The organism is Streptomyces sp. NPDC002054 (genome assembly GCF_040296685.1).
GTDB lineage: Bacteria > Actinomycetota > Actinomycetes > Streptomycetales > Streptomycetaceae > Streptomyces.
On sequence record NZ_JBEOXT010000011.1, the window covers coordinates 46,135 to 66,458 of the forward strand.

Below are 20,324 nucleotides of genomic sequence, written 5' to 3' on the forward strand. Positions count from 1 at the left end.
CCCCATGCACAACGAGGAATCCGAGACCGTGACGGAGAGCGCACTCTCGGCCACCACCGCAGGCGAGCAACGGCTGATCGCCGGCCGCTACCGGCTGCTGTCCCGGCTCGGCGAGGGCGGCATGGGCACCGTGTGGCGGGCCCGCGACGAGACACTGCAGCGCGAGGTCGCCGTCAAGGAGGTCCGGGCCCCGGCCCATCTGCGGGCCGGCGACATCGCGCGGATGTACAGCAGGCTGGAGCGGGAGGCGTGGGCGGCGGCCCGGATACCCGACCGCAATGTGGTGACGGTCCACGACGTGGTCATGGAGGACGACCGGCCCTGGATCGTCATGGAACTGATCCGCGGGCAGTCGCTGGCCGATCTGCTGCGTACCGAGGGGCCGCTCACCCCCCGGCACGCCGCGCACATCGGCGCAGAGGTGCTGAGCGCGCTGCGCGCCGCGCACGCCGTCGGGGTGGAGCACCGCGATGTGAAGCCGGCGAATGTGCTGCTCGCCGAGGACGGGCGGGTGGTGCTCAGCGACTTCGGCATCGCGATGGTCGAGGGCAGCACCGCGCTGACCATGACCGGCGAGGTGGTCGGCTCCCCCGAGTACCTGCCGCCGGAGCGGGCGCTGGGCCGCCCCTCGGGCCCCGAGTCGGACCTGTGGTCCCTCGGCGTGATGCTGTACGCAGCCGTGGAGGGGATCTCCCCGTTCCGGCAGGACACCGCGCTGAGCACCCTGCGGGCCGTCGTGGACGAGGAACCGCCGGTGCCGACCCGGGCGGGGCCGCTCGCCCCGGTCATCGCAGGGCTGCTCCGCAAGGAGCCGGCCGAGCGGACCCCCGCCGCCGAAGTCACCGAGGCCCTGCGGGGCATCGCCCACGAACCGGACGCCACCACGACGGCCGCCCCCGTCCTGCCGACCCCGGCGGCCCCCGCCACGGCGACGGCGCCGACCACCACCGCGGAGCCCGCCCCGCCGCGCAAGCGCCGCACGGCGGCCTTCGTCGCGGCCGGCGCGGCCGTCTGCGTACTGATCGCCGGCGGGCTGGCCTACGCCCTCAGCGGCAACGGCAACGACAAGGACTCCGCCTCCGGTTCGGGCGGTGTACGGATGTCGGTGGCGGGCGCGAACACCACCTACACCGGCAGCTGCCCGACACCCGAGAGCCAGGCCCCGTCGTTCACCGCGAGCTTCACCGCCTCCGAGCCGACCCTGATCTCCTACCGCTGGGTGTCCGGCAACGGCTCGGTGGTGGATCCGCACTGGCGCACCATGTCCATCGGGGACAAGGCCAAGCCCACCGGGCACGACACCGTGCGGCTGACGACCTACGCGAAGGCCGGCACCCTGACCACAGGAATGGCCGTGGAACTCCAGAGCCCCATCCGCACCATGTCCAACCCGGTCCCCTTCTCCATCACCTGCACCGGCTGACCCCGGCCGGTCAGCGAATCAGCCGCTGAACGCCGGGATGACGTGCTGCCCGTAGGCGTCGATGGTGGCCTCCCTCGCGTCGTGCATGTCGTAGACGGCGAACTGGTCGACGCCCAGGTCGCGCAGTCGCCGCAGCTTCTCGATGTGGGCCTCGACCGGGCCCAGCAGGCAGAAGCGGTCGACGATCTCGTCCGGGACGAAGTCTGTGGACGGGTTGTCGGCGCGGCCGTGGTGGCTGTAGTCGTAGCCCTGCCGGGCCTTGATGTACTCGGTGAGCGCCTCCGGGACCATCGAGGAGTGCTCGCCGTAGCGGCTGACCAGGTCGGCGACGTGGTTGCCGACCATCCCGCCGAACCAGCGGCACTGGTCGCGGGCATGGGCGAGGTCGTCCCCGACGTACGCGGGGGCCGCCACGCAGATGGTGATCGCGTCCGGGTCCCGGCCGGCCCGGGATGCGGCCTCACGGACCGCGTGGATCATCCATTCGGTGAGGTAGGGGTCGGCGAGCTGGAGGATGAAGCCGTCCGCCTTCTCCCCGGCGAGGGCTAGGGCCTTCGGACCGTACGCGGCCATCCAGACCGGGAGCTTCCCGTTCTTGATCCAGGGGATGTGGATCGGGTTGCCGTCGACCAGCGCCTCGCGGCCCTCGGCCAGGTCCCGGATGACCTCGATGGCCTCGCCGAGCCGGGCCAGAGTGTTGGGTTTGCGGCCGGCCACCCGCATGGCCGAGTCGCCGCGCCCGATCCCGCAGACCGTGCGGTTGCCGTACATGTCGTTGAGGGTGGCGAAGGTGGAGGCGGTCACCTCCCAGGTGCGGGTGCCCGGGTTGGTGACCATCGGGCCGATGTGCAGTTTCTGCGTATTGGCCAGGATCTGGCTGTAGATGACGAAGGGTTCCTGCCAGAGCACGGCCGAGTCGAAGGTCCAGCCGTAGCGGAAGCCGTTGCGTTCGGCCCGCTTCATCAGGCTGACGACCTGGGAGGCGGGCGGGTCGGTCTGCAGGACGAGGCCGAAGTCCATGAGGGGACTCTCCTTACAAGTACTGGCAGGTGGAGCGGTGGACGAAGGCGCCGTGGCCGGCCCGGCCGGTGTACTCGCGCCGGTCGATGACGAGTTCGCCGCGGGAGAAGACGGTGTCGACGCGCCCGGTGATCCGCCTGCCCTCGTACGCCGAGTAGTCCACGTTCATGTGATGGGTCTCGGCGGAGATGACCTGCTCGGCGTGCGGATCGTAGAGGACGATGTCGGCGTCGGCACCCGGCGCGATGGTGCCCTTCTGCGGGTACATGCCGAACATCCGGGCCGGGGTCGCGCAGGCGATCTCGATCCAGCGGCGGCGGCTGATGTGCCCGTCCAGGACCGCCCGGTGGAGGAGGTCCATCCGGTTCTCCACCCCCGGCAGACCGTTGGGGATCTTCGAGAAGTCGCCGCGGCCGAGTTCCTTCTGCCCGCGGAAGCAGAAGGGGCAGTGGTCAGTGGAGACCACCTGGAGGTCGTTGGTCCGCAGCCCCCGCCACAGCGCTGCCTGGTGCTCCTTCGGCCGCAGCGGGGTCGAGCAGACATACTTGGCGCCTTGGAAGTCCGGCTCGGCGAGGTTGTCGGTGGAGAGGAAGAGGTACTGCGGGCAGGTTTCGCCGAAGACGGGGAGGCCCTTGTCCCGGGCCGCGGCCAGTTCGGCCACCGCCTCCTCCGCCGAGACGTGCACCACGTACAGGGGGGCGCCGGCGACCCGCGCGAGCTGGATGGCGCGGTGCGTGGCCTCGGCCTCCAGCAGCACCTTGCGGACCTCGCCGTGGTGCCGCGGGTCGGTCTCCCCGCGTGCCAGGGCCTGCTCGACGAGGACGTCGATGGCGATGCCGTTCTCGGCGTGCATCATGATCAGCCCGCCGTTGTGGGCGGACCGCTGCATCGCGCGCAGGATCTGTCCGTCGTCGCTGTAGAACACCCCGGGGTAGGCCATGAACAGCTTGAAGGAGCTGATGCCCTCCTCCACCAGGAGGTCCATTTCCTTCAGGGTGTGCTCGTTGACGTCCGAGAGGATCATGTGGAAGCCGTAGTCGATGGCGCAGTTGCCGTCGGCTTTGGCGTACCAGGCGTCGAGGCCTTCGCGCAGGGAGTGGCCCACGCTCTGGACGGCGAAGTCCACGATGGTGGTGGTGCCGCCCCAGGCCGCGGCCCGGGTGCCGGTCTCGAAGGTGTCGGAGGCGAAGGTGCCGCCGAAGGGCAGTTCCATGTGGGTGTGGGCGTCGACCCCGCCCGGGATGACGTACTTCCCGGTCGCGTCGATCGTACGGTCGGCCGTCCAGGCCTCGGCGGCTGCGGAGCCCTGTGCGGCCAGGGCGGCCACCCGGCCGTCCTCGAGGAGGACGTCCGCGTGGAGTTCGTCGGCGGCGGTGATGACCAGGCCGCCGTGGATCAGGGTGCGGATGCTCATGGTGCGGTCCCCCTACTGGATGGCGCGCAGGGCCTGTTCGAGGATGGCTGCGCCCTCTTCCGCCTCGGTGATGGTGAGGGAGAGCGGTGGTGCGATGCGCAGCACGCTGGTGTTGTGGCCGCCGCCCTTGCCGAGGAGCAGGCCGCCTTCGCGGGCCGCTTCGAGGACGGCCGTGGCCGCGTCGGGATCGGCCCGGTCGGTGCCCGGCTCGGTGAGTTCGATGCCGGCCATCAGGCCCCGGCCGCGGACCTCGCGTACGGCGGGCACGGCGGCGCCGATGGCGCGCAGCCGCTCCAGGAGCAGGCCGCCGACCCGGCGGGCGTTGCCCTGGAGGTCGTGTTCGAGGAGGTAGCCGAGGTTGGCGAGGCCGGCCGCCATGGTGACGGGTGAACCGCCGAAGGTGGAGATGGAGTTGGCGTCCAGGCAGTTCATGATCTCGGCGCGGGCGACGACCCCGCCGATGGACATGCCGTTGCCGATGCCCTTGGCGAAGGTGAGGATGTCCGGCGGGCCGTTCTGGGCGTGTGCCTGCCAGCCCCAGAAGTGGTCGCCGGTGCGGCCCCAGCCGGTCTGCACCTCGTCGCTGATCCAGAGGATGCCGTGCCGGTCGAGGACCTCGCGGAAGGCCCCGTACAGCCCGTCGGGCGGGGAGGTGAACCCGCCGACGCCCTGGATGGGTTCGGCGATCAGGGCGGCCACTCCCCCGCGGGTCTGGCCGAGTACGTCGTCCAGGTCGGCGAGGGCCGCGGCGGTGAAGGCGGTGTCGTCGAGGTGGGCGAAGGGGCCACGGCTGCGGACGGCGCCGTGCACGTAGTACGTCTGGAGGGGGGACAGGCTGGTCGGGGACCAGCCGCGGTTGCCGGTGATGGAGACGGTGGAGAAGGACCGGCCGTGGTAGCTGTTGCGCATCGCCAGGATCTGGTTGGAGCGGCGGTACGCGGTGGCGAGGAGCAGGGCGGTGTCGTTGGCCTCGGTGCCGGAGGTGGTGAAGAAGACCCGGGCGTCGGGGATGCCGGAGAGGGCGGCGACGCGTTCGGCGAGTTCCACCATGGGGCGGTTGAGGTAGAGGGTGGAGGAGTGGATGATCCGCCCGGCCTGGTCGGCGACGGCCTTGGTGACCTCGGGGAGGGCGTGGGCGGTCATGGTGGTGAGGATGCCGCCGAAGAAGTCCAGGTAGCGGTTGCCTTCGGCGTCCCAGACGTGCCGGCCCTCGCCGTGGGTGAGCTCGATGGGGTGCCGGTAGTAGAGGGCGAGCCAGTCGGGCAGGACGCTTTGGTGCCGGTGGTGCAGGCTGTTCGGGTCGGTCACGGCTGAACCAGTCCTCCGTAGGCGTCGGGGCGGCGGTCGCGGTAGAAGGCCCACTGGGTGCGGACTTCTTCGATGAGATCGAAGTCCAGGTCGCGGACGAGGAGTTCCTCCTCCTTGTCGCTGGCGACCTCGCCGACGAACTTGCCGCGCGGGTCGACGAAGTAGCTGGTGCCGTAGAAGTCGTTGTCCCCGTACTCCTCCCGGCCGACCCGGTTGATGGCGGCGATGAAGTACTCGTTGGCCACAGCGGAGGCGGGCTGTTCCAGCTGCCACAGGTGCGCGGAGAGGCCGCGGTGGGTGGCGGACGGGTTGTAGACGAGCTGGGCTCCGGCGAGGCCGAGCTGGCGCCAGCCCTCCGGGAAGTGGCGGTCGTAGCAGATGTAGACGCCGACCTTGCCGACGGCGGTGTCGAACACCGGCCAGCCGAGGTTGCCCGGGCGGAAGTAGTACTTCTCCCAGAATCCCTTGACCTGGGGGATGTGGTGCTTGCGGTACTTGCCGAGGTAGCTGCCGTCGGCGTCGATGACGGCGGCGGTGTTGTAGTAGAAGCCCGAGCTCTCCACCTCGAAGACCGGTACGACGATCACCATGCCGGTCTCGCGGGCGAGATCCTGCATCCGGCGGAGGGTCGGGCCGTCCGGGACGGGCTCCGCCCAGCGGTAGTGCTCGGGCTCCTGGACCTGGCAGAAGTAGGGCGCGTTGAAGACCTCTTGGAAGCCGATGATGCGTGCGCCCTGGGCGGCGGCCCGTCGGGCGTGCTCCTCGTGCTTGGCGATCATCGAGTCGGTGTCGCCGGTCCAGGAGGCCTGGACCAGCGCGGCGCGGACGATGTGGGCCATGAGCTGCTCCTCGCCTCTACGCACGTAGACGGTGTGCGTAGGTACGAGACCGTAAGCCTCGCCACAGTCCGGGGCAAGACCACCGCGCACGGTCGGAGTAGTCGATCAATCCAGGTCGTCGGGCGGTCGGATTTTGCTCAACTCCGATCACCTTTGAGGCCGGCCACGCGCAGGGCATGCACCAGATCACGATGGCAGGAGGCGGACACCGCGCGGGCGGCTTCGAGCAGCCGCGGGGCCAGCCGGTCCGGGTCGCGGCGGGCCAGCCGGGCGGCTTCCTCGGCGGGGCGGGCCCGGACGAAGGCGTCGAGCAGCGCCTCGGCCTCGTCGGTGCGGTCGGCCGCACCGAGGGTGAGGACGGCCTCGGCGATCTCGGCGGCGGGGCGGGCGACGCCCTGGCGCAGTAACCGGCCGCGGTCCGGCTCACGGCCGGCCGCGCCGAGCGCGGTGGCCGCCGCGCTGAGCCGTTCGGGCGGCAGAGTGGCCGCGGCCTCCCAGAGCAGCGTGGCCCAGTCGGGGGCCAGCCCGGCCCGCTCCAACTCCCGGGCGAGGAGCGGCAGCCGGTCGGCGGGCCAGGCGGCGGCCTGGTAGAGGAGGACGTGCGCCTCGCCGGTACGGCCCTGGGCCCGCAGCGCGATGAGCTCCGCGACCAGCTGCGGGACGGCGACCTCCGCGGGGGCTTCAGCGGGGGTCGGGGCTGGGGCCTCCGCTGGGGTCGGGGCTGGGGCTGGGGCTGGGGCTGGGGCCTGCGTCGAGGCCGGGGGCTGCGCCGGGGCCGGGGCCGGATCCGTCGACGGCTCCGGGGTCGGGGGCTGTGCCGGGGCCGGGGGCGGGGCCGAGGCGGTCGGCGGGCCGGGGGCCGGCCGCGACTCCCCCGGGCGCGCCGGGTCCGGCCGCCCGAACCGGGCGCCCCGCGGGGCGGCGTACGGCTGTGGCTGCTGCGGCAGTTCGGGGAGCACCGCTTCGGCGGCCGGGGCCCCGCCGTAGCGGGCGCCGCCGCGCCGCGCTGCCCCGCGCAGCAGGCGCCGGCCGGGGACCGGGGCCGGCCGGGCGTCCCCCTCCTGGCCGGAGCCGGCTGCCTCCTGCCCCGGTCGCTGCTGCGGGACTCCGGGCAAGGGGTCCGGGCCGGCCGCGGTCCACCGCCACGGGGCGCCGCTCGCTGCGGGCGGGGCGGGCGGTTGTGCGGGTACGGGTACGGGTACCGGCGGTGCAGCGGGGGCCGGGGCGGGCCGGGGCACCGGGGGCGGGGCCGCTAAGGAGGCCAGCCGCACCGCGAAGTCCCGGCAGCGCGCGGTGGCGCGGCTCAGGTCGTCCTGGGTCCAGGAGTATTCGCCGGTCAGGAACTCCGACTCGGCCGGGTCCGCGGTCGTCTCCAGCCGGGCCGACAGCGCGTGCAGGGCCGCCTCGGAGGCGGCCCGCTGGGCTCCCGCCGACGCGAGCAGTGAGCGGAGTTCCTCCACTCCGCCCGGCAGCCGATCGTATTCGGTCACCGCCGCCTGCCGGAGCTCCGCCGCCCGGGTGGCCGCGCGGGCGGCGAGCTCCTCGCCGCCGACCGCCGCCAGGTCCTGGAACAGCGACTCCAGGACGTCCCACGGCGGCATCGCCGTGCCGTCCAGGCAGGCCCGCATGCCCTCCGGATCCCTGCGCAGGAACTCGCCGTACCAGCCCGAACCGGGGTCCAGGTGAAGGGTCAGCCGCCTCAGGTGGGCCGCCAGCCGGTCGATCGCCGTCGCTCCGTCGAGAGAAGTCGCGGTCTCCATGGGCGCATTGGATCGCACCCGTGTTACAGGAGGACTACGGGAGTCTCAAACCTTGACGGCGATGCCGGTGTGCGGGCGACGCCCGAGCCGGACGGCGGCTGCGGGCAGGTCCACGATCCAGAACTGCCAGGTGTACTTCCGCGCCATCAGCTTCCGCACCCGCCGCAACCCGGCCTCGTCGAGCAGCCGCGCCGTACCCTCCAGTACGGGTGTGCCCGGGGTGATGCGTCCGCGCCGGTCGCAGGCCGTGAGGGTGACGTGCCCGTTGGCGCGGATCCGCTTGACCTTCCAGGAGTCCTCGCGGGTCCAGATGTACAGCTCGCCCGCGTCGGCCACCGCCCAAACCGGCGTCGCCACCGGAGTGCCGTTCTTGCGGAAGGTGGTGAGGCTGACGTACTTGCCCCGGCCGAGCTCTTCGACCGTCACCCTGCCGCCGCCCGTGCCTTCGCCTGCCCCTGTCTCTGTCATGGACCGAGCCTAGACCCCGTCTCCCCCGGGCGGGGGAGACGGATCCCCCCAGATGGGGGAGGTGTCCGGCCCGGTGGGGTTCGAGGATGGGATCCAGGCGGTGGCGATGGCGGAGGGGGAGTTCGGGTGGAACGGTGGGACCGGGTCGGGCGGATCGCCGCGTACGGGGCGGCGCTGGCGCTGGCGCCGTACCTGCTGATCAAGGTGTCCTGGGTGGTCGGCTCGCTGCTGGGGGTGCTGCCGGTCGGCCGGGGGTTCGGCCTGGCGGAGTGGGTGGTGCTGAACACCGCCAAGGTCGGCATGGCCGCGATCGGGATCGCGCTGGCCCTCGCCCTGGTGCGGCCGTGGGGCATGCGAATACCGGGGGCGGCGGTGGCGTTCTGCGCCTGGGTCGGGTCGGGCTTCCTCGTCTCGATCCTGCCGCTGGGCGTGCTCGGCGCGTTCCAGGACGGGGGCGGCGAGGGCGCAGAGATGCTGGCCTGGGAGGGCGCGCTGGTCGAGTTCGGCTTCGCGGGGATGGGACTGGGGCTGGCCCTCGCGGTCCCCGCGTACGCGTGGCGCCGCCGGCCGGAGGCGTTCGCCGGGCGCGTCGGCGATGGCCGGCGCACTGCGCTGCCGTGGTCGGTGGCCCTCGGTGCCGGTGTCGGTCTGGCCTGGCTGTACTGGGCGGCCGGCGGCACGGCCGGGATCGCGCACCCGGCCGAGCGGACCGGCGACGGACACCTGCTGTCTGGGCGCTCGCCGCCTCCGGCGCCGTCTGGTCGCCGGCCCGGGCCCGCCCGGCCGGGCTGCCGCGCCCGGTGCCGCTGATGGTGGGCTGGGTGGGGTCGGGCTCGCTGTTTGCGTGGAGCGCCTGGAAACTGCCGGTCACGCTGTACATGGCACTGGCGGACCCCGGCGGTGTCAGGCCGCCGGAGCACCCGGTGGCCGCGGTGCTGCTCCAGCTGGCCGCGATCGCGGCGGGCGCCGCAATGCTGCGCACCCTCGTCCGTATCCGTACCCGTACCCGTACCCGCTCCCCCGCGAGCCGCTAGGGAGCGGCCGGGCCGTCGCGGTGGCGGGCGTGGGAGTGGCTGTCGGGGGCCACACAGGCGGCGACGAGGAGGCCGCCCGCGAGCAGGGCACCGATGAGTCCGAGACCGATCCGCTTGGCTGCGTTGCGTGCTGACACGGGTTCAGGTGTGCCCGGTGGAGCGCGGGCCGCACCGCCCGTTGGGCCGTTCGGCCGCCCGGTCGGCCCGCGACCCGCGGCCCGCGGCTCAGGCCGGGACGAAGGCGCAGCGGCGCATCAGGTCGTCCATCGACAGGTCCAGGGCCTGGGCGAGGGCGGCGACGGTGAAGAAGGCGGGGGTGGGCGCCCGGCCGGTCTCGATCTTGCGGAGGGTCTCGGCGGAGAGGCCGGCGGAGGCCGCCACCTCGACCATGCTCCGGCCGCCGCGCGCCTCGCGCAGCAGCAGGCCCAGCCGCTCGCCGCGCTCGCGCTCTTCGGGGGTGAGGGGGGTACGGACCATGCGCCCATTCTAATACCGCCCCGCGCGGGCACCTCCGCCGCGCGAGACAGCCACCCCATTCTTATACCGGTATAGTTATTGGCATGGTGGAGCTGAAGACCGAACAAGAGATCGATGAGATGCGTGCTGCCGGCCGAGTGGTCGCCATGGCACTGGCCGCCGTACGGGAGGCCGCCCGGCCGGGGGTCTCGCTGCTGGACCTGGACGCCGTGGCCCGCGAGGTGCTCCGGGAGGCGGGCGCGGGCTCGCCCTTCCTCGGCTACCGGCCGCACTTCGCGCCCGTGCCCTTCCCCGGGGTGATCTGCGCCTCGGTCAACGACGCCATCGTGCACGGGATCCCCGGCGGCCACCGGCTGGGCGACGGCGATCTGGTCAGCATCGACTGCGGTGCCACGCTGGGCGGCTGGGTCGGCGACGCGGCGGTCAGCTTCACCGTCGGCCGGGCCCGCCCCGCCGACCGCCGGCTGATCGCCACCGCCGAGGCCGCCCTGGCCGCCGGCATCGAGCAGGCCCGCCCCGGCAACCGGATCGGCGACATCGCGCACGCCATCGGCACGGTCTGCCGCACCGCCGGTTACGGCATCCTGGACGGCTACGGCGGCCACGGCGTCGGCCGCTCCATGCACGAGGACCCGGGCGTGCCCAACGAGGGCCGCCCGGGCCGCGGCATGCTGCTGCGCGCCGGCATGGTGCTGGCGATCGAGCCGATGCTGATCGGGGGCGGCGGGGACGACCACCGCACCGACCGCGACGGCTGGACCCTGCGCACCAGCGACGGCAGCCGCGCCGCCCACGCCGAGCACACGGTCGCGATCACCCCCGCCGGCCCCCGGATCCTCACCGCCCCCTAGCCAGGCCCTAAGGGGTCCGCTGCGGATGGACCACCATGGCCGAGCCGCCGCCCCGCCGGGTCTTCTCCGCGGCTGCCACCCAGCGGCCGTCCGGCAGCCGCTGCACCCCGGTCACCGCGCCGATCTCCGGGTTCTGCCGGAAGCCCTGTCCCAGCGCTTCGAGTTCGGCCCGCAGCGGGCTGTTCCACAGGCCCGGTTCCAGCTCGGTGGTGGCCTGGTTGCGCTGGCTGGCCCGCGGCGCAGCGATGGCCTCGACCAGCGGCAGGCCGCGGTCCAGGTGGCCGGTGAGGGTCTGCAGGACGGTGGTGATGATGGTGGCGCCGCCCGGGGAGCCCACGGCGAGGACCGGACGCCCGTCGTCCAGGACGATGGTCGGCGACATGGACGACCGCGGCCGTTTGCCGGGGCCGGGCAGGTTGGGATCCGGGACGCCGGGTGCGGCCGGAGCGAAGGAGAAGTCGGTCAGCTCGTTGTTGAGGAGGAACCCGCGGCCCGGGACGGTGATGGCGCTGCCGCCGGTGGACTCGATGGTGAGGGTGTAGGAGACGACATTGCCCCACCGGTCGGCGACCGTGAGGTGGGTGGTGTTCTCTCCCTCGTAGGTGGTCGGGGCGGTCTGCCCGCTGCTGCCGCAGGGCACCGGACGGTGCGGGTCGCCGGGGGCGAGCGGGCTGGTCAGGGCCCGGTCCGGGCGGATCAGGCAGGCGCGCGTGTCCGCGTACCGCTGGGAGAGCAGCTGCCGGGTGGGCACGTCCTCGAAGGCGGGGTCCCCGACCCAGCGCCCGCGGTCGGCGAAGGAGATCCGGGAGGCCTCGATGAACCGGTGCAGGTACTGGCTCTCGGAGAGTCCGGAGAGGTCGGTGCCCTCCAGGATGTTGAGGGCCTCGCCGACGGTGGTCCCACCCGAGGAGGACGGGGCCATGCTGTAGACGTCCAGGCCCCGGTAGCGCACCCGGGTGGGCGCCTGCCGCTTGGTCTCGTACGCGCGCAGATCGGCGGCGGTCAGATCACCCGACCGGACGATGCGGGTGGCCGCCGGGTCCACGGGCGGGGTGCGGACGGTGTTGACGATGTCCCGGGCGATCGGGCCGCGGTACATGGCCCCGGTGCCCTTGCGGGCGATCTCCGCGTATGTGTCGGCCAGGTCGGGGTTCTTGAAGGTGGAGCCGACCACCGGCAGCTGCCCGCCGGGCAGGAACAGCTCGCGGGTGGCGGGGAAGTCCCGGAACCGGGCCTCGTTGAGCTCGGTCTGGGCGCGGAAGGTGGGGTCCACGGTGAAGCCGTGGCGGGCCAGCTTCTCGGCCGGGCGCAGGAGTTGGCCGAGCGGGCGGGTGCCCCAGGAGTCGAGGACGGTCCGCCAGGTGGCGGGGGTGCCGGGGACACCGACGCCCCGGCCGCTGGTCTGGCCCTCGGCGAAGGGGATGGGGACGCCGTTCTCCTGGAACAGCTCCGCGGTGGCGCTGGCCGGCGCGGTCTCGCGGCCGTCGACGGTGTGCACCCGGCGGCTCTTCGCGTCGTAGTAGACAAAGTACCCGCCGCCGCCGATGCCCGCCGAGTACGGCTCGGTCACCCCGAGCGCGGCGGCGGTGGCCACGGCCGCGTCCACCGCGTTGCCGCCGGACCGCAGCACCGCGATCCCGGCGGCCGAGGCGTCGGGGTCCACGCTGGCCACGGCCCCGCCCCGGCCGACCGCCTCCGGCACCTTGGGCGGGGTCGTCGCGGTCGTGGGCGGGGCAGAAGTGGGCGGGGCGGCGGCCCCGGTGGAGATCAGGGCCCCGGCGAGGGCGACGAGCGCTAATTGACGTGCCGCGGGACGACGCATCCGTTCCTCCAAACGTGAGGTCGGCACTGTAGCTTCACCGCACCCCCCGCGTCAGGAACACTACCGTGCCGCTACCATCCGCCGCATGACCGACGACGTGCGCAACATCGTGCTCGGGGTGATAGCCACCGCCCTCAGCGGCGGGTTCGGCTGGTTCTCCCGGACCTACCTGTGGCGGCGTGCGCTGCGCCGCAAGCAGGCCTTTTTCGGGCTGCCGACCGGGTCCGACTGCCTGTTCGTGGTCAACCGCCAGATGGGCGGCACCGATGCGTCCCTGCACCGCAACGACGCCTTCGCCCTGCTGGAGATCTCCGCCCTGATCAAAGACTGTGGGGCGAACGTCCAGATCGTCACCCACGACACCGCCCGCCAGGGCTTCGGCGAGCGGGCCGAGTTCTGCGTCGGCGGGCCCGCGTCCAACACCCGTACCACCGCGCACCTGTCCTCCATGCTCCCGGGTGTTCAGTTCGACGTCGGCCTGGAGACGGGCCATCCGGACCGCGGGTCCATCCGCATCGGCGAGGAGCGGTACCGCTGGGAGAAGGGGATGGTCGAGCACGTGCTGCTGGCGCGGCTGACCACCGACCAGGGCTCCCGGCCGGTGTTCCTGCTGTCGGGGCAGACGGCGAACAGCAACCAGGCGGCTGCCCGCTACCTGGCCAAGCACCACCAGCGGCTGGCCCGCAAGTACGGCGGGAGCTCCTTCTGCATCCTGCTGAAGGTGATCAACTCCGATGCCTACGGGCCCGATGTGACGGAGCTCCTGGCGGATGTCACCGGACCGGCCCGGACACCCGCAGCGGCAGCCGTGTGATCCCGTTGATGAAGTTGGACACCAGGCGGCGCGGTGGGGCCGCGAGTTCGGGCGGCGGCATCAGGGCGGTCCACTCCTCGTAGAAGGTGCGCAGCTGGAGCCGGGCGAAGTGGGCGCCGAGGCAGACGTGCGGGCCGTCCCCGAAGGAGACGTGCGGGTTGGGCGCCCGGTCGAGGTCCAGCCGGGCGGGGTCGGCGAAGACGCGCTCGTCGTGGTTGGCGGAGGCGTGGAAGACCACCACCTTGTCCCCCGCCCGGATCCGCCGACCGGCCAGTTCGGTGTCGACGGCCGCCGTGCGGCGGAAGCTGAGCACCGGCGGGTGCACGCGGAGCAGTTCGTCCACGGCACGGGCCGGGTCCGTCCGCCCTTCGGCCAGCCTCCGGTACGCGTCCGGGGCGGCGGCCAGCGCGAGGAGGCCGCCGGGGGCCGCGCTGCGCACGGTGTCGTTGCCGGCGACGGTGAGCAGGAAGAAGAACATCTCCAGTTCGGCGTCGGCCAGTCCGGCCCCGGCGAGGACGGTCATCAGGTCGGAAGCGTCGGAGGCGTCGGAGTCGGGATGTCTGCGCTTGTGGGCGGCGAGCTCGCGGGCATAGCCGAACATCTCGCCGAGCAGTGCGGGCGAGCGCGGGTTGACGGGCCGCCCGTCCGGGCCGAGCACCGGCGCCGGGGCGTCCTCCGGGTCCTGGTAGCCGATGATCCGTACGGTCCAGTCCAGCAGCAGGCCGCGGTCGGCGGCCGGGACGCCCAGCAGGTCGGTGAGGTTGAGCAGGGCGTACTCGTCGGTGACCGTGCGGACCAGGTCGGCGGTGCCGTCCTCGGCGGCCTCCCGGGCGGCGGTCAGCAGGGTACGGGCCCGGTCGCGGACCCGGCCGGCGAAGGCGTCGACCCGGCCGGGGGTGAAGGCACGGGCGGCCAGCCGGCGCAGCCGGCCGTGGTCCGGAGGGTCCTGGTTGAGCATGGTGCGGCGGAGGAAGGGCAGGTCGGCGGGGTCGGGGTCGCGGATCTGGGTGGCGCCCAGGCAGGAGGAGTACGTGCGGTGGTCGCGCAGCACCCGGACCACGTCGGCGTGCCGGGTCACCGCCCAGAAGCCGGGGCCGGCCGGCCAGCCGAGGAGCTCGGGCTCGGGCTGCCAGGCCACCGGGTGGAGGTCGCGGAGCCTGCGGTACCGGTCGTGCGGGATGCCCTCGGCGTAGATACGGGGGTCGAAGACGTCCGGGATGCCGGGGGCACGCTGGTCCATGGCCGCCACAGTGCGGCCCCGGGCGCGGCTCCGCAAGACCGGGTGCCCGGGTCAGCCCAGGCCGCAGGGTTCCGGTGGCAGGCTGCCGTCGGGGCCGATCAGGACCAGTTCGGACGTCCCCCGGCCGGCTGCGGCGAGGGCGACGGTGCACAGCACCTGGCGGCGGGCGATCGGGCTCAGCCTGGTGACCGGGAAGCCCACTCGGACCTCGAGGGTGCCGTCCGGGCGGCTGGTGAGGCCGGTCGAATGGAAGAGGTCCTTCTCGGGTCCGGAGGGCAGTTCGGTGCGCAGGCCGGCCGCGGTCTCCGCCTCCTCGGGGCCGTTCATCAGCTGCCGGACCAGCTCCGGGGCGGAGTAGGGCGGGTACCGGTGGCGCGGCACGGGGGCGAGCCGGCCGGCCGGGTCGATCAGGTAGATCAGGGCGGTCCCGTTGGGGTCGCCGGCGCTGACCACGGCGGGCTGGCCGCTCTCGATCACCCAGGTGGGCTCGATGCCGCAGCCGGACAGCGCCAGCGCGAGCAGCGCGGCGGTGCCGGTCGCGGCGAGCGGGCGCACGCCGCGCCGAGGGCGGGTTCTCCGGGTCAGTCGCGGGCGGGTCACTCGCGGGCCTCCAGCGGCATGTCGACGATGAACACCGCACCACCGGCGGCCCCGTTGGCCGCGCGCACGGTCCCGCCGTGCAGCCGGATGTTCTCCAGCGTGATGGCCAGGCCCAGACCGCTGCCGGACGACCGGGCCCGGGAGGCGTCGGCCTTGAAGAAGCGGTCGAAGATGTGCGGCAGCACCTCGGGCGCGATGCCGGGTCCCCGGTCGGCGACCTCGACGACCAGCCGGTCCCCGTCGGTGCCCGCCGTGGTGTGTACGGAGACCAGGACGGGGGCCTCGCCGTGTTTGAGGGCGTTGCCGACCAGGTTGGCGAGGATCACGTCGAAGCGGCGCGAGTCCAGCCGGGCCCGGACGTCCCGCGGCAGCCGGGTGGTGACCCGGTCGGGCCCCCACTGGCGGCGCTCCAGGGTCTTGGAGACGGCCTCGGCAATGTCCACGTCGTCCAGGTTGAGTTCGGCGGCGCGGGCGTCGAAGCGGGAGATCTCCATCAGGTCCTCGACGAGCACGGCGAGCTTGCCGGTTTCGGTGCTGACCAGCCGCAGTGCCTTGGCGGTGTCGGGGTCGAGGTGTTCGGCGTCCTCGTCGAGGACCTCGGTGACGGCGAGCATCCCGGCCAGCGGGGTGCGCAGTTCGTGCGAGACGTCGGCGGCGAACCGGCGGGCCCGCGCCTCGGCCTGCTGGAGTTCGTCCACCGACTTCTCCAGGGCCCGGGCGGTCTCGTTGAAGGTGCGGGCGAGACCCGCGAGTTCGTCGGCGCCCCGCACCTCGAGCCGGGTGTCCAGCCTGCCCTGCCCGATCCGCTGGGTGGCCCGCCGCATGTCGCGGACCGGCCGGAGCACGCTGCGGGCGGCGATCAGGGCCGGCACCAGGGCGATGGCGAGGCCGGGGAGGGCGCCCTGGCGGGCGGCGTCGACCATCAGGCTGATGGTGGTCTGCTCCGAGATCAGGGGCATCGTGAGGTAGAAGACCAGCCCGGTGGGCTGCCGGATGCCGTTGTGGGTGAAGGCGGCCGGCATGCCGACGACCAGGGTGGGGGTGCCGTTCGCGTCGGTGACCCGCTGGAAGGCGCCCAGGTTTCCGGCTGTCACCCGGGCGCGCAGCTGCGGGGTGATCAGGGGGGAGGTGGGCCGGTCGGTGGTGGAGATCCGGATCGAGCCGTACTCGGCGAATACGTACCAGGGGTGCGGCTTGCTGCGTTTGACGACCTCGTTGACCATGCGGCGCAGCGCCTGCTCGTCGAGGGGCAGGGGGACGTCGGACAGGTTCTCGACCTGGTCGCGGAGGGTTTCGACTGCCATGTCCTGGGACTGGCGCAGGATGGCGGTGCGCGCCTCCCGGTAGGTGAAGGCGGCGGTGCTCACCGCGCTGATCACGGCCACCAGCAGGAAGGCGGCGATCAGTCGGGTGCGCAGGCCGAGCGGGCGGAAACGTATCACCGGGTCACCCTGGTCACCCCGGTCACCCTGGTGCCCCGCGTCGTGCCGGTCACAGCGGGCCGAAGCGGTAGCCGAAGCCCCGCACGGTCTGGATGTAGCGGGGGTTGCCGGCCGGGTCCTCGATCTTGGTGCGGAGCCGGCGGACGCAGGCGTCCACCAGCCGGGCGTCCGCGTGGTAGCTGTGCTCCCACACGTACTCCAGGAGCTGCTGGCGGCTGAAGACCTGCTCGGGCGAGGCGGAGAGGTGCAGCAGCAGCTTGAGTTCGCTGGGGGCGAGGGCGACCCGTTCGCCGTTCTTGGCGACGGTCAGGCCGGCCCGGTCCACGGCGAGCTCGCCGTGGAACTCGATGCCGGGGCGGGCGCCCGGGTCGGTGAGCCGGCGCAGCACGGCCTTGATCCGGGCCTCGATGACCTCGGTGCGGGCGGGTTTGACGATGTAGTCGTCGGCGCCGGCCTCCAGGCCGACGACCACGTCGAAGTCGTCGCCGCGGGCGGTCAGCATGATGATCGGGATCTGGCTGGTCTCGCGGATGCGGCGGCACACCTGGACGCCGTTGATCCCGGGGAGCATCAGGTCGAGCAGCACCAGTTCGGGGCGGAAGCCGGGCAGCAGGGCCAGGCCGGCCTCCCCGGTCTCGGCGGCGCTGACCTCGTGGCCGCGCCGGCGCAGCCCGAGGCCGACCCCTTCCCGTACGGAGGGGTCGTCCTCGATCAGGAGTACGCGTGGCATCGGGTCAGTATCCCAGTGGTGTCAGCCGGGCACCCCTACCGGCCGATGCGGCGGCGCAGGGAGTCCAGCGGGTCGGTGATCTCGGTCAGGCGCAGGGGCCGCGCGAGGAGCACGACGACGATCGCGAGGGCTGCGGTTCCGGCGGCGAGGGCCGCGAGGCTGCCGAGGCCCTCGGCGGCCCGGGCCGCCGCCCAGCCCGCCGCGCCGGCCGGGATGCTCGCGGCCAGCAGCCTCAGGTGGGTGCGCAGGGCGCTGGTGCGGCGCTCGGTCCGGGTGCCGCCGCGCGGGCCGAGCCGGCGGGCCAGGGTGTACGCGGTGACGGCGCAGCCGGCGATCACGGCGAGCGAGTAGGCCCCGGCCATGCCGGTGACGGCCCACCGGATGGGCAGCAGCCAGTAGGCGGCGGCCGACAGCGCAGCGTTCAGCCCGGCGATCACCAGGTTCAGGAAGAACGGGGTCCGGGTGTCGGAGAGGGCGTAGAACCCGCGCGAGAGGACGTACTGGCCGGAGAAGGCGATCAGGCCGGGCGCGAAGGCGATCAGCATGCCCGCCATGAGCTCGACGTCGGCGGCACCGGTGCGCCCGTACTCGAAGACGCTGCCCATGACCCAGGGGGCGAGCACGGCGAACAGGCAGGCGGCGGGGACCACGAAGGCGGCGCTGGTGCGCAGGGCGTGCGAGACGTCGCGGCGGACGGCGGTGAGGTCGCCGTCGGTGGCGGCGGCGCTCATCCGGGGCATCAGGGCGGTCACCAGGGAGACGGTGATGATGCCCTGGGGGACGATCCACAGGTGGTAGGCGTTGCTGTAGGCGGTGTAGCCCGCGCCGCCGGCGATGCCGGCCAGCTCCGCCTGCCGGCCGGTGGCGGTGGACAGCCGGGTCACCACCCAGTAGGCGATCTGGTTGGTGAGGACGAGCAGGACCAGCCAGCCGGCGTTGCGCAGCGGGCGGGCCAGGCCGCTGCCGCGCCAGTCGAAGCGGGGCCGCCAGCGGAACCGGGCCGCGCGCAGGGAGGGGATCAGGGCGAGGGCCTGGACGACGATGCCGGCGGTGGTGCCGAGGCCGAGGAGCCGGGTCTCGGCTGCCGTCAGGCCGTCGGCCGAGTCGTGGGAGATGTACAGGAACAGCCCGAACACGCCGATGATCACGATGTTGTTGAGGACGGGAGTCCACATCATGGCGCCGAACCGGCCGCGGGCGTTGAGGACCTGGCCGAGCAGGGTGAACAGGCCGAGGAAGAGGATCTGCGGCAGGCAGTAGCGGGCCAGTGCCACGGTGGTGTCGGCTTCGGCTCCCTCGTACGGGGTGTACGCGGCCACGATGAGCGGTGCGGCCAGCACCGCGGCGGCGGTGAGGACCAGCAGGGCGGCGGTGCAGGCGGTCAGCAGCCGGTCGGTGTAGGCCCGGCCGCCGTCGGCGTGTTCCTTGGCGGCGCGGACCAGCTCGGGGACGAACACCGCGTTGAGGGCGCCGCCGATGAGCAGCATGTACAGGATGGCGGGGACGGTGTTGGCGACGGCGTAGGTGTCGCCGAGCAGTCCGGTGCCGAGGGCGGCGACGACCACGGCGGAGCGGACGAAGCCGGTGGCGCGGGACACGATGGAGCCGGCCGCCATGATGGCGCCGCTGCGCAGCACGGAGCTCTTGGCCGGCTCCGCCGCGGGTATGGCCCCGGGGCGGGTGGCGGCGGCGGTGGTGCTGTTGCTCACCGGCGGGCCAGGTAGGCCTGGAAAGCCTTGTAGAGCGCGGAGTTGGCGTATCCGTCCATCGGGGTCTCCCATTCGCCGAGGGTTTCGACGACCTGCCCGCCGGTACCGAGCTTCCAGCGCAGCAGTCCGAAGGAGCGTTCGTCGGGGTCGAGGGTGGAGGGTACCCCGCGCATGTCGTACTCGTCGGCGCCGAGGGCGTGTGCGTCGCAGAGCATGCGCCACTGGAGGGCGTTGCTGGGGCGGACCTCGCGGCGGTGGTCGGCGGAGGCGCCGGTCTGGTACCAGACCCGCCGGCCGGCCACGATCATGGTGTGGGCGGCGAGGATCTCGCCCTGGTGGGTGGCCAGGTAGAGGCGCATCCGGCCGGGTGCCTCGGCGTTCAGGGCCTCGTACTGCTGCCGGTAGTAGCCGAGGGAGCGGCCGAGCCGGAATCCGTCGCGTTCCTCGGTGATCTGCAGCAGCCGGTAGAACTCGGGGAGGTCCTCGGCGGTGCCGACGGAGGTCTCCACGCCGGCCTTGCCGGCCTTGCGGACGTTGCGGCGCCATTCCTGGTTGAGGCCGGACCACAGGTCGTCGAGGGAGCGGCCGGCCAGCGGGACCCGGAACACGTGCCGTGGCTGGGCGTCCCCGTCGTCCTCTCCGCCGCAGCGCTTCCAGCCGCGGGTGCGGAGCCGGTCGGCGACGGCGGTGCCGAGCGGGTCGACCTCGGTGGCGAGGACGTCGGATATCTGCAGGCCGGGGCCGGCGGCGGCCTTGGCGGTGGCGGCGTCCCAGCGGCGGTAGGCGGGGGTGGGGCCGATCCGTACGGCGAAGGCGCCGGCGGCGCGGAGGTGACGCATGAGGGGGGTCAGCCAGCGGTCGATATGCGGGTCGGTCCAGTCCGCGACCGGCCCCTCGGGGAGGTAGGCGAAGTATTTGCGGGTGCCGGGGAGTTGGCGGTAGAGAACGAGGGCGCCGCCGAGGAGGTCACCGGCCGGACCGTGCCATCCGACCCGCTCCGAGCGCCAGAGGTTCTTCACCCCGGCCCAGGACGGGTACTGGAGGAAGCTGGCCCGCTGGTGCCGGGCGAGGAAGGCCTGGTACTCCGGGACGGACAGAGTCCGGACAGGGAGCTCCCGGTCGAGCTGGCGCGGGGTGGCTGGGGTCGCGAGCAGGGCACACACGGCTGACCGTCCTTCCGGTGGTCCGGTACGTCCCATCCGGTACGTCCAATGGGGTTGCACAGGACTTTCACAGCCGCCCATGACCGAAGTGCGCGGCGATTGTGACCGGATGATGACCGTTCTGCTGCGGTCCACGTCACAACAGAAAGAGGGAGATTTTTAGGTGCCGGACGGAACCTAAAGTCGGGTCCGTCCGCTCTTGGTTTGCGG

The 20,324-nt window shown here is 73.1% G+C and carries 20 protein-coding genes; 5 read left to right on the forward strand and 15 right to left on the reverse strand.

Going from position 1 to position 20,324, the window contains the following annotated elements; genetic code table 11:
• The first annotated feature begins 4 nt into the window (after window positions 1-4).
• Complete coding sequence (locus ABT123_RS12505; RefSeq protein ID WP_351312549.1) at window positions 5-1,423, forward strand: serine/threonine-protein kinase; 1,419 nt, start codon at window positions 5-7, stop codon at window positions 1,421-1,423.
• An 18-nt stretch (window positions 1,424-1,441) separates the two neighbouring features.
• On the opposite strand, the gene ABT123_RS12510 is transcribed toward ABT123_RS12505, so the two are convergent.
• From ABT123_RS12510 to ABT123_RS12535, 6 genes are all read right to left on the reverse strand, one after another.
• Window positions 1,442-2,443 (reverse strand): TIGR03842 family LLM class F420-dependent oxidoreductase, encoded by a 1,002-nt coding sequence (locus tag ABT123_RS12510; RefSeq protein WP_351312551.1) that lies wholly within the window; start codon window positions 2,441-2,443, stop codon window positions 1,442-1,444.
• A gap of 13 nt (window positions 2,444-2,456) precedes the next feature.
• On the reverse strand, window positions 2,457-3,857 hold the full coding sequence (gene hydA / locus ABT123_RS12515; protein WP_351312553.1) for a dihydropyrimidinase: 1,401 nt from the start codon (window positions 3,855-3,857) through the stop codon (window positions 2,457-2,459).
• 12 nt (window positions 3,858-3,869) lie between these two features.
• Complete coding sequence (locus tag ABT123_RS12520) at window positions 3,870-5,165, reverse strand: aspartate aminotransferase family protein (RefSeq protein WP_351312555.1); 1,296 nt, start codon at window positions 5,163-5,165, stop codon at window positions 3,870-3,872.
• Window positions 5,162-6,004, reverse strand: coding sequence for a nitrilase-related carbon-nitrogen hydrolase (locus ABT123_RS12525; RefSeq protein WP_351312557.1), 843 nt, complete (start codon window positions 6,002-6,004; stop codon window positions 5,162-5,164). Before ABT123_RS12525 ends, ABT123_RS12520 begins: the two co-directional genes overlap by 4 nt.
• Before the next feature lie 137 nt (window positions 6,005-6,141).
• On the reverse strand, window positions 6,142-7,764 hold the full coding sequence (locus ABT123_RS12530; RefSeq protein WP_351312559.1) for a hypothetical protein: 1,623 nt from the start codon (window positions 7,762-7,764) through the stop codon (window positions 6,142-6,144).
• Window positions 7,765-7,809: 45 nt separating this feature from the next.
• Complete coding sequence (locus ABT123_RS12535) at window positions 7,810-8,190, reverse strand: PPOX class F420-dependent oxidoreductase (RefSeq protein ID WP_351312786.1); 381 nt, start codon at window positions 8,188-8,190, stop codon at window positions 7,810-7,812.
• A gap of 168 nt (window positions 8,191-8,358) precedes the next feature.
• On the opposite strand from ABT123_RS12535, the gene ABT123_RS12540 reads away from it, so the two are divergent.
• Both ABT123_RS12540 and ABT123_RS12545 read left to right on the forward strand, forming a co-directional pair.
• Window positions 8,359-9,042: a hypothetical protein gene (locus ABT123_RS12540; protein WP_351312561.1), complete on the forward strand. Its 684-nt coding sequence runs from the start codon at window positions 8,359-8,361 to the stop codon at window positions 9,040-9,042.
• Window positions 9,042-9,266, forward strand: a complete 225-nt coding sequence (locus ABT123_RS12545) for a hypothetical protein (protein ID WP_351312563.1) — start codon at window positions 9,042-9,044, stop codon at window positions 9,264-9,266. The genes ABT123_RS12540 and ABT123_RS12545 overlap by 1 nt, the downstream gene beginning before the upstream one ends.
• Here the strand turns inward: ABT123_RS12545 and ABT123_RS12550 are convergent.
• Complete coding sequence (locus tag ABT123_RS12550; protein WP_351312565.1) at window positions 9,263-9,403, reverse strand: hypothetical protein; 141 nt, start codon at window positions 9,401-9,403, stop codon at window positions 9,263-9,265. The two genes, ABT123_RS12545 and ABT123_RS12550, sit on opposite strands and share 4 nt — an antisense overlap.
• A gap of 88 nt (window positions 9,404-9,491) precedes the next feature.
• Window positions 9,492-9,743 carry a helix-turn-helix domain-containing protein gene (locus ABT123_RS12555; protein ID WP_351312567.1) on the reverse strand — a complete coding sequence of 84 codons (252 nt, stop codon included), beginning with the start codon at window positions 9,741-9,743 and terminating at the stop codon, window positions 9,492-9,494.
• 83 nt (window positions 9,744-9,826) lie between these two features.
• Here ABT123_RS12555 and map point away from each other — a divergent pair, with 83 nt between their 5' ends.
• A complete protein-coding gene (gene map / locus ABT123_RS12560; RefSeq protein ID WP_351312569.1) occupies window positions 9,827-10,594 on the forward strand; it encodes a type I methionyl aminopeptidase in 768 nt (255 codons plus the stop codon).
• A gap of 7 nt (window positions 10,595-10,601) precedes the next feature.
• On the opposite strand, the gene ggt is transcribed toward map, so the two are convergent.
• Complete coding sequence (gene ggt, locus ABT123_RS12565) at window positions 10,602-12,416, reverse strand: gamma-glutamyltransferase (protein WP_351312570.1); 1,815 nt, start codon at window positions 12,414-12,416, stop codon at window positions 10,602-10,604.
• Between the two features lie 85 nt (window positions 12,417-12,501).
• Here ggt and ABT123_RS12570 point away from each other — a divergent pair, with 85 nt between their 5' ends.
• Window positions 12,502-13,230 (forward strand): hypothetical protein, encoded by a 729-nt coding sequence (locus ABT123_RS12570; RefSeq protein ID WP_351312572.1) that lies wholly within the window; start codon window positions 12,502-12,504, stop codon window positions 13,228-13,230.
• Here the strand turns inward: ABT123_RS12570 and ABT123_RS12575 are convergent.
• From ABT123_RS12575 to ABT123_RS12600, 6 genes are read right to left on the reverse strand one after another with little or no spacing between them, the layout of a single operon-like run.
• Window positions 13,190-14,470, reverse strand: coding sequence for a cytochrome P450 (locus tag ABT123_RS12575; RefSeq protein ID WP_351312574.1), 1,281 nt, complete (start codon window positions 14,468-14,470; stop codon window positions 13,190-13,192). The two genes, ABT123_RS12570 and ABT123_RS12575, sit on opposite strands and share 41 nt — an antisense overlap.
• A 51-nt stretch (window positions 14,471-14,521) precedes the next feature.
• Window positions 14,522-15,070, reverse strand: a complete 549-nt coding sequence (locus tag ABT123_RS12580; protein WP_351312576.1) for a hypothetical protein — start codon at window positions 15,068-15,070, stop codon at window positions 14,522-14,524.
• Window positions 15,067-16,512, reverse strand: a complete 1,446-nt coding sequence (locus ABT123_RS12585; RefSeq protein ID WP_351312578.1) for an ATP-binding protein — start codon at window positions 16,510-16,512, stop codon at window positions 15,067-15,069. Before ABT123_RS12585 ends, ABT123_RS12580 begins: the two co-directional genes overlap by 4 nt.
• A 49-nt stretch (window positions 16,513-16,561) precedes the next feature.
• The gene (locus ABT123_RS12590; protein ID WP_351312580.1) at window positions 16,562-17,242 is read right to left on the reverse strand and encodes a response regulator; all 681 of its coding nucleotides are present in this window, start codon (window positions 17,240-17,242) and stop codon (window positions 16,562-16,564) included.
• 35 nt (window positions 17,243-17,277) lie between these two features.
• On the reverse strand, window positions 17,278-19,023 hold the full coding sequence (murJ, locus tag ABT123_RS12595) for a murein biosynthesis integral membrane protein MurJ (protein ID WP_351312582.1): 1,746 nt from the start codon (window positions 19,021-19,023) through the stop codon (window positions 17,278-17,280).
• Entirely contained in the window at window positions 18,948-20,114 is a 1,167-nt protein-coding gene (locus ABT123_RS12600) for a lipid II:glycine glycyltransferase FemX (RefSeq protein ID WP_351312584.1), read from the reverse strand. The genes murJ and ABT123_RS12600 overlap by 76 nt, the downstream gene beginning before the upstream one ends.
• Between the last annotated feature and the right edge of the window lie 210 nt (window positions 20,115-20,324).

Excerpts from the sequence above, each read along its gene's own strand:
- ABT123_RS12555 (WP_351312567.1), bottom strand. The coding sequence starts at position 9,743 with ATGGTCCGTACCCCCCTCACCCCCGAAGAGCGCGAGCGCGGCGAGCGG.
- ABT123_RS12545 (WP_351312563.1), top strand. The coding sequence starts at position 9,042 with ATGGTGGGCTGGGTGGGGTCGGGCTCGCTGTTTGCGTGGAGCGCCTGG.
- ABT123_RS12530 (WP_351312559.1), bottom strand. The coding sequence starts at position 7,764 with ATGGAGACCGCGACTTCTCTCGACGGAGCGACGGCGATCGACCGGCTG.
- ABT123_RS12505 (WP_351312549.1), top strand. The coding sequence starts at position 5 with ATGCACAACGAGGAATCCGAGACCGTGACGGAGAGCGCACTCTCGGCC.
- ggt (WP_351312570.1), bottom strand. The coding sequence starts at position 12,416 with ATGCGTCGTCCCGCGGCACGTCAATTAGCGCTCGTCGCCCTCGCCGGG.
- ABT123_RS12510 (WP_351312551.1), bottom strand. The coding sequence starts at position 2,443 with ATGGACTTCGGCCTCGTCCTGCAGACCGACCCGCCCGCCTCCCAGGTC.
- hydA (WP_351312553.1), bottom strand. The coding sequence starts at position 3,857 with ATGAGCATCCGCACCCTGATCCACGGCGGCCTGGTCATCACCGCCGCC.
- ABT123_RS12570 (WP_351312572.1), top strand. The coding sequence starts at position 12,502 with ATGACCGACGACGTGCGCAACATCGTGCTCGGGGTGATAGCCACCGCC.
- ABT123_RS12590 (WP_351312580.1), bottom strand. The coding sequence starts at position 17,242 with ATGCCACGCGTACTCCTGATCGAGGACGACCCCTCCGTACGGGAAGGG.
- ABT123_RS12525 (WP_351312557.1), bottom strand. The coding sequence starts at position 6,004 with ATGGCCCACATCGTCCGCGCCGCGCTGGTCCAGGCCTCCTGGACCGGC.
- murJ (WP_351312582.1), bottom strand. The coding sequence starts at position 19,023 with ATGGGAGACCCCGATGGACGGATACGCCAACTCCGCGCTCTACAAGGC.
- map (WP_351312569.1), top strand. The coding sequence starts at position 9,827 with ATGGTGGAGCTGAAGACCGAACAAGAGATCGATGAGATGCGTGCTGCC.
- ABT123_RS12575 (WP_351312574.1), bottom strand. The coding sequence starts at position 14,470 with ATGGACCAGCGTGCCCCCGGCATCCCGGACGTCTTCGACCCCCGTATC.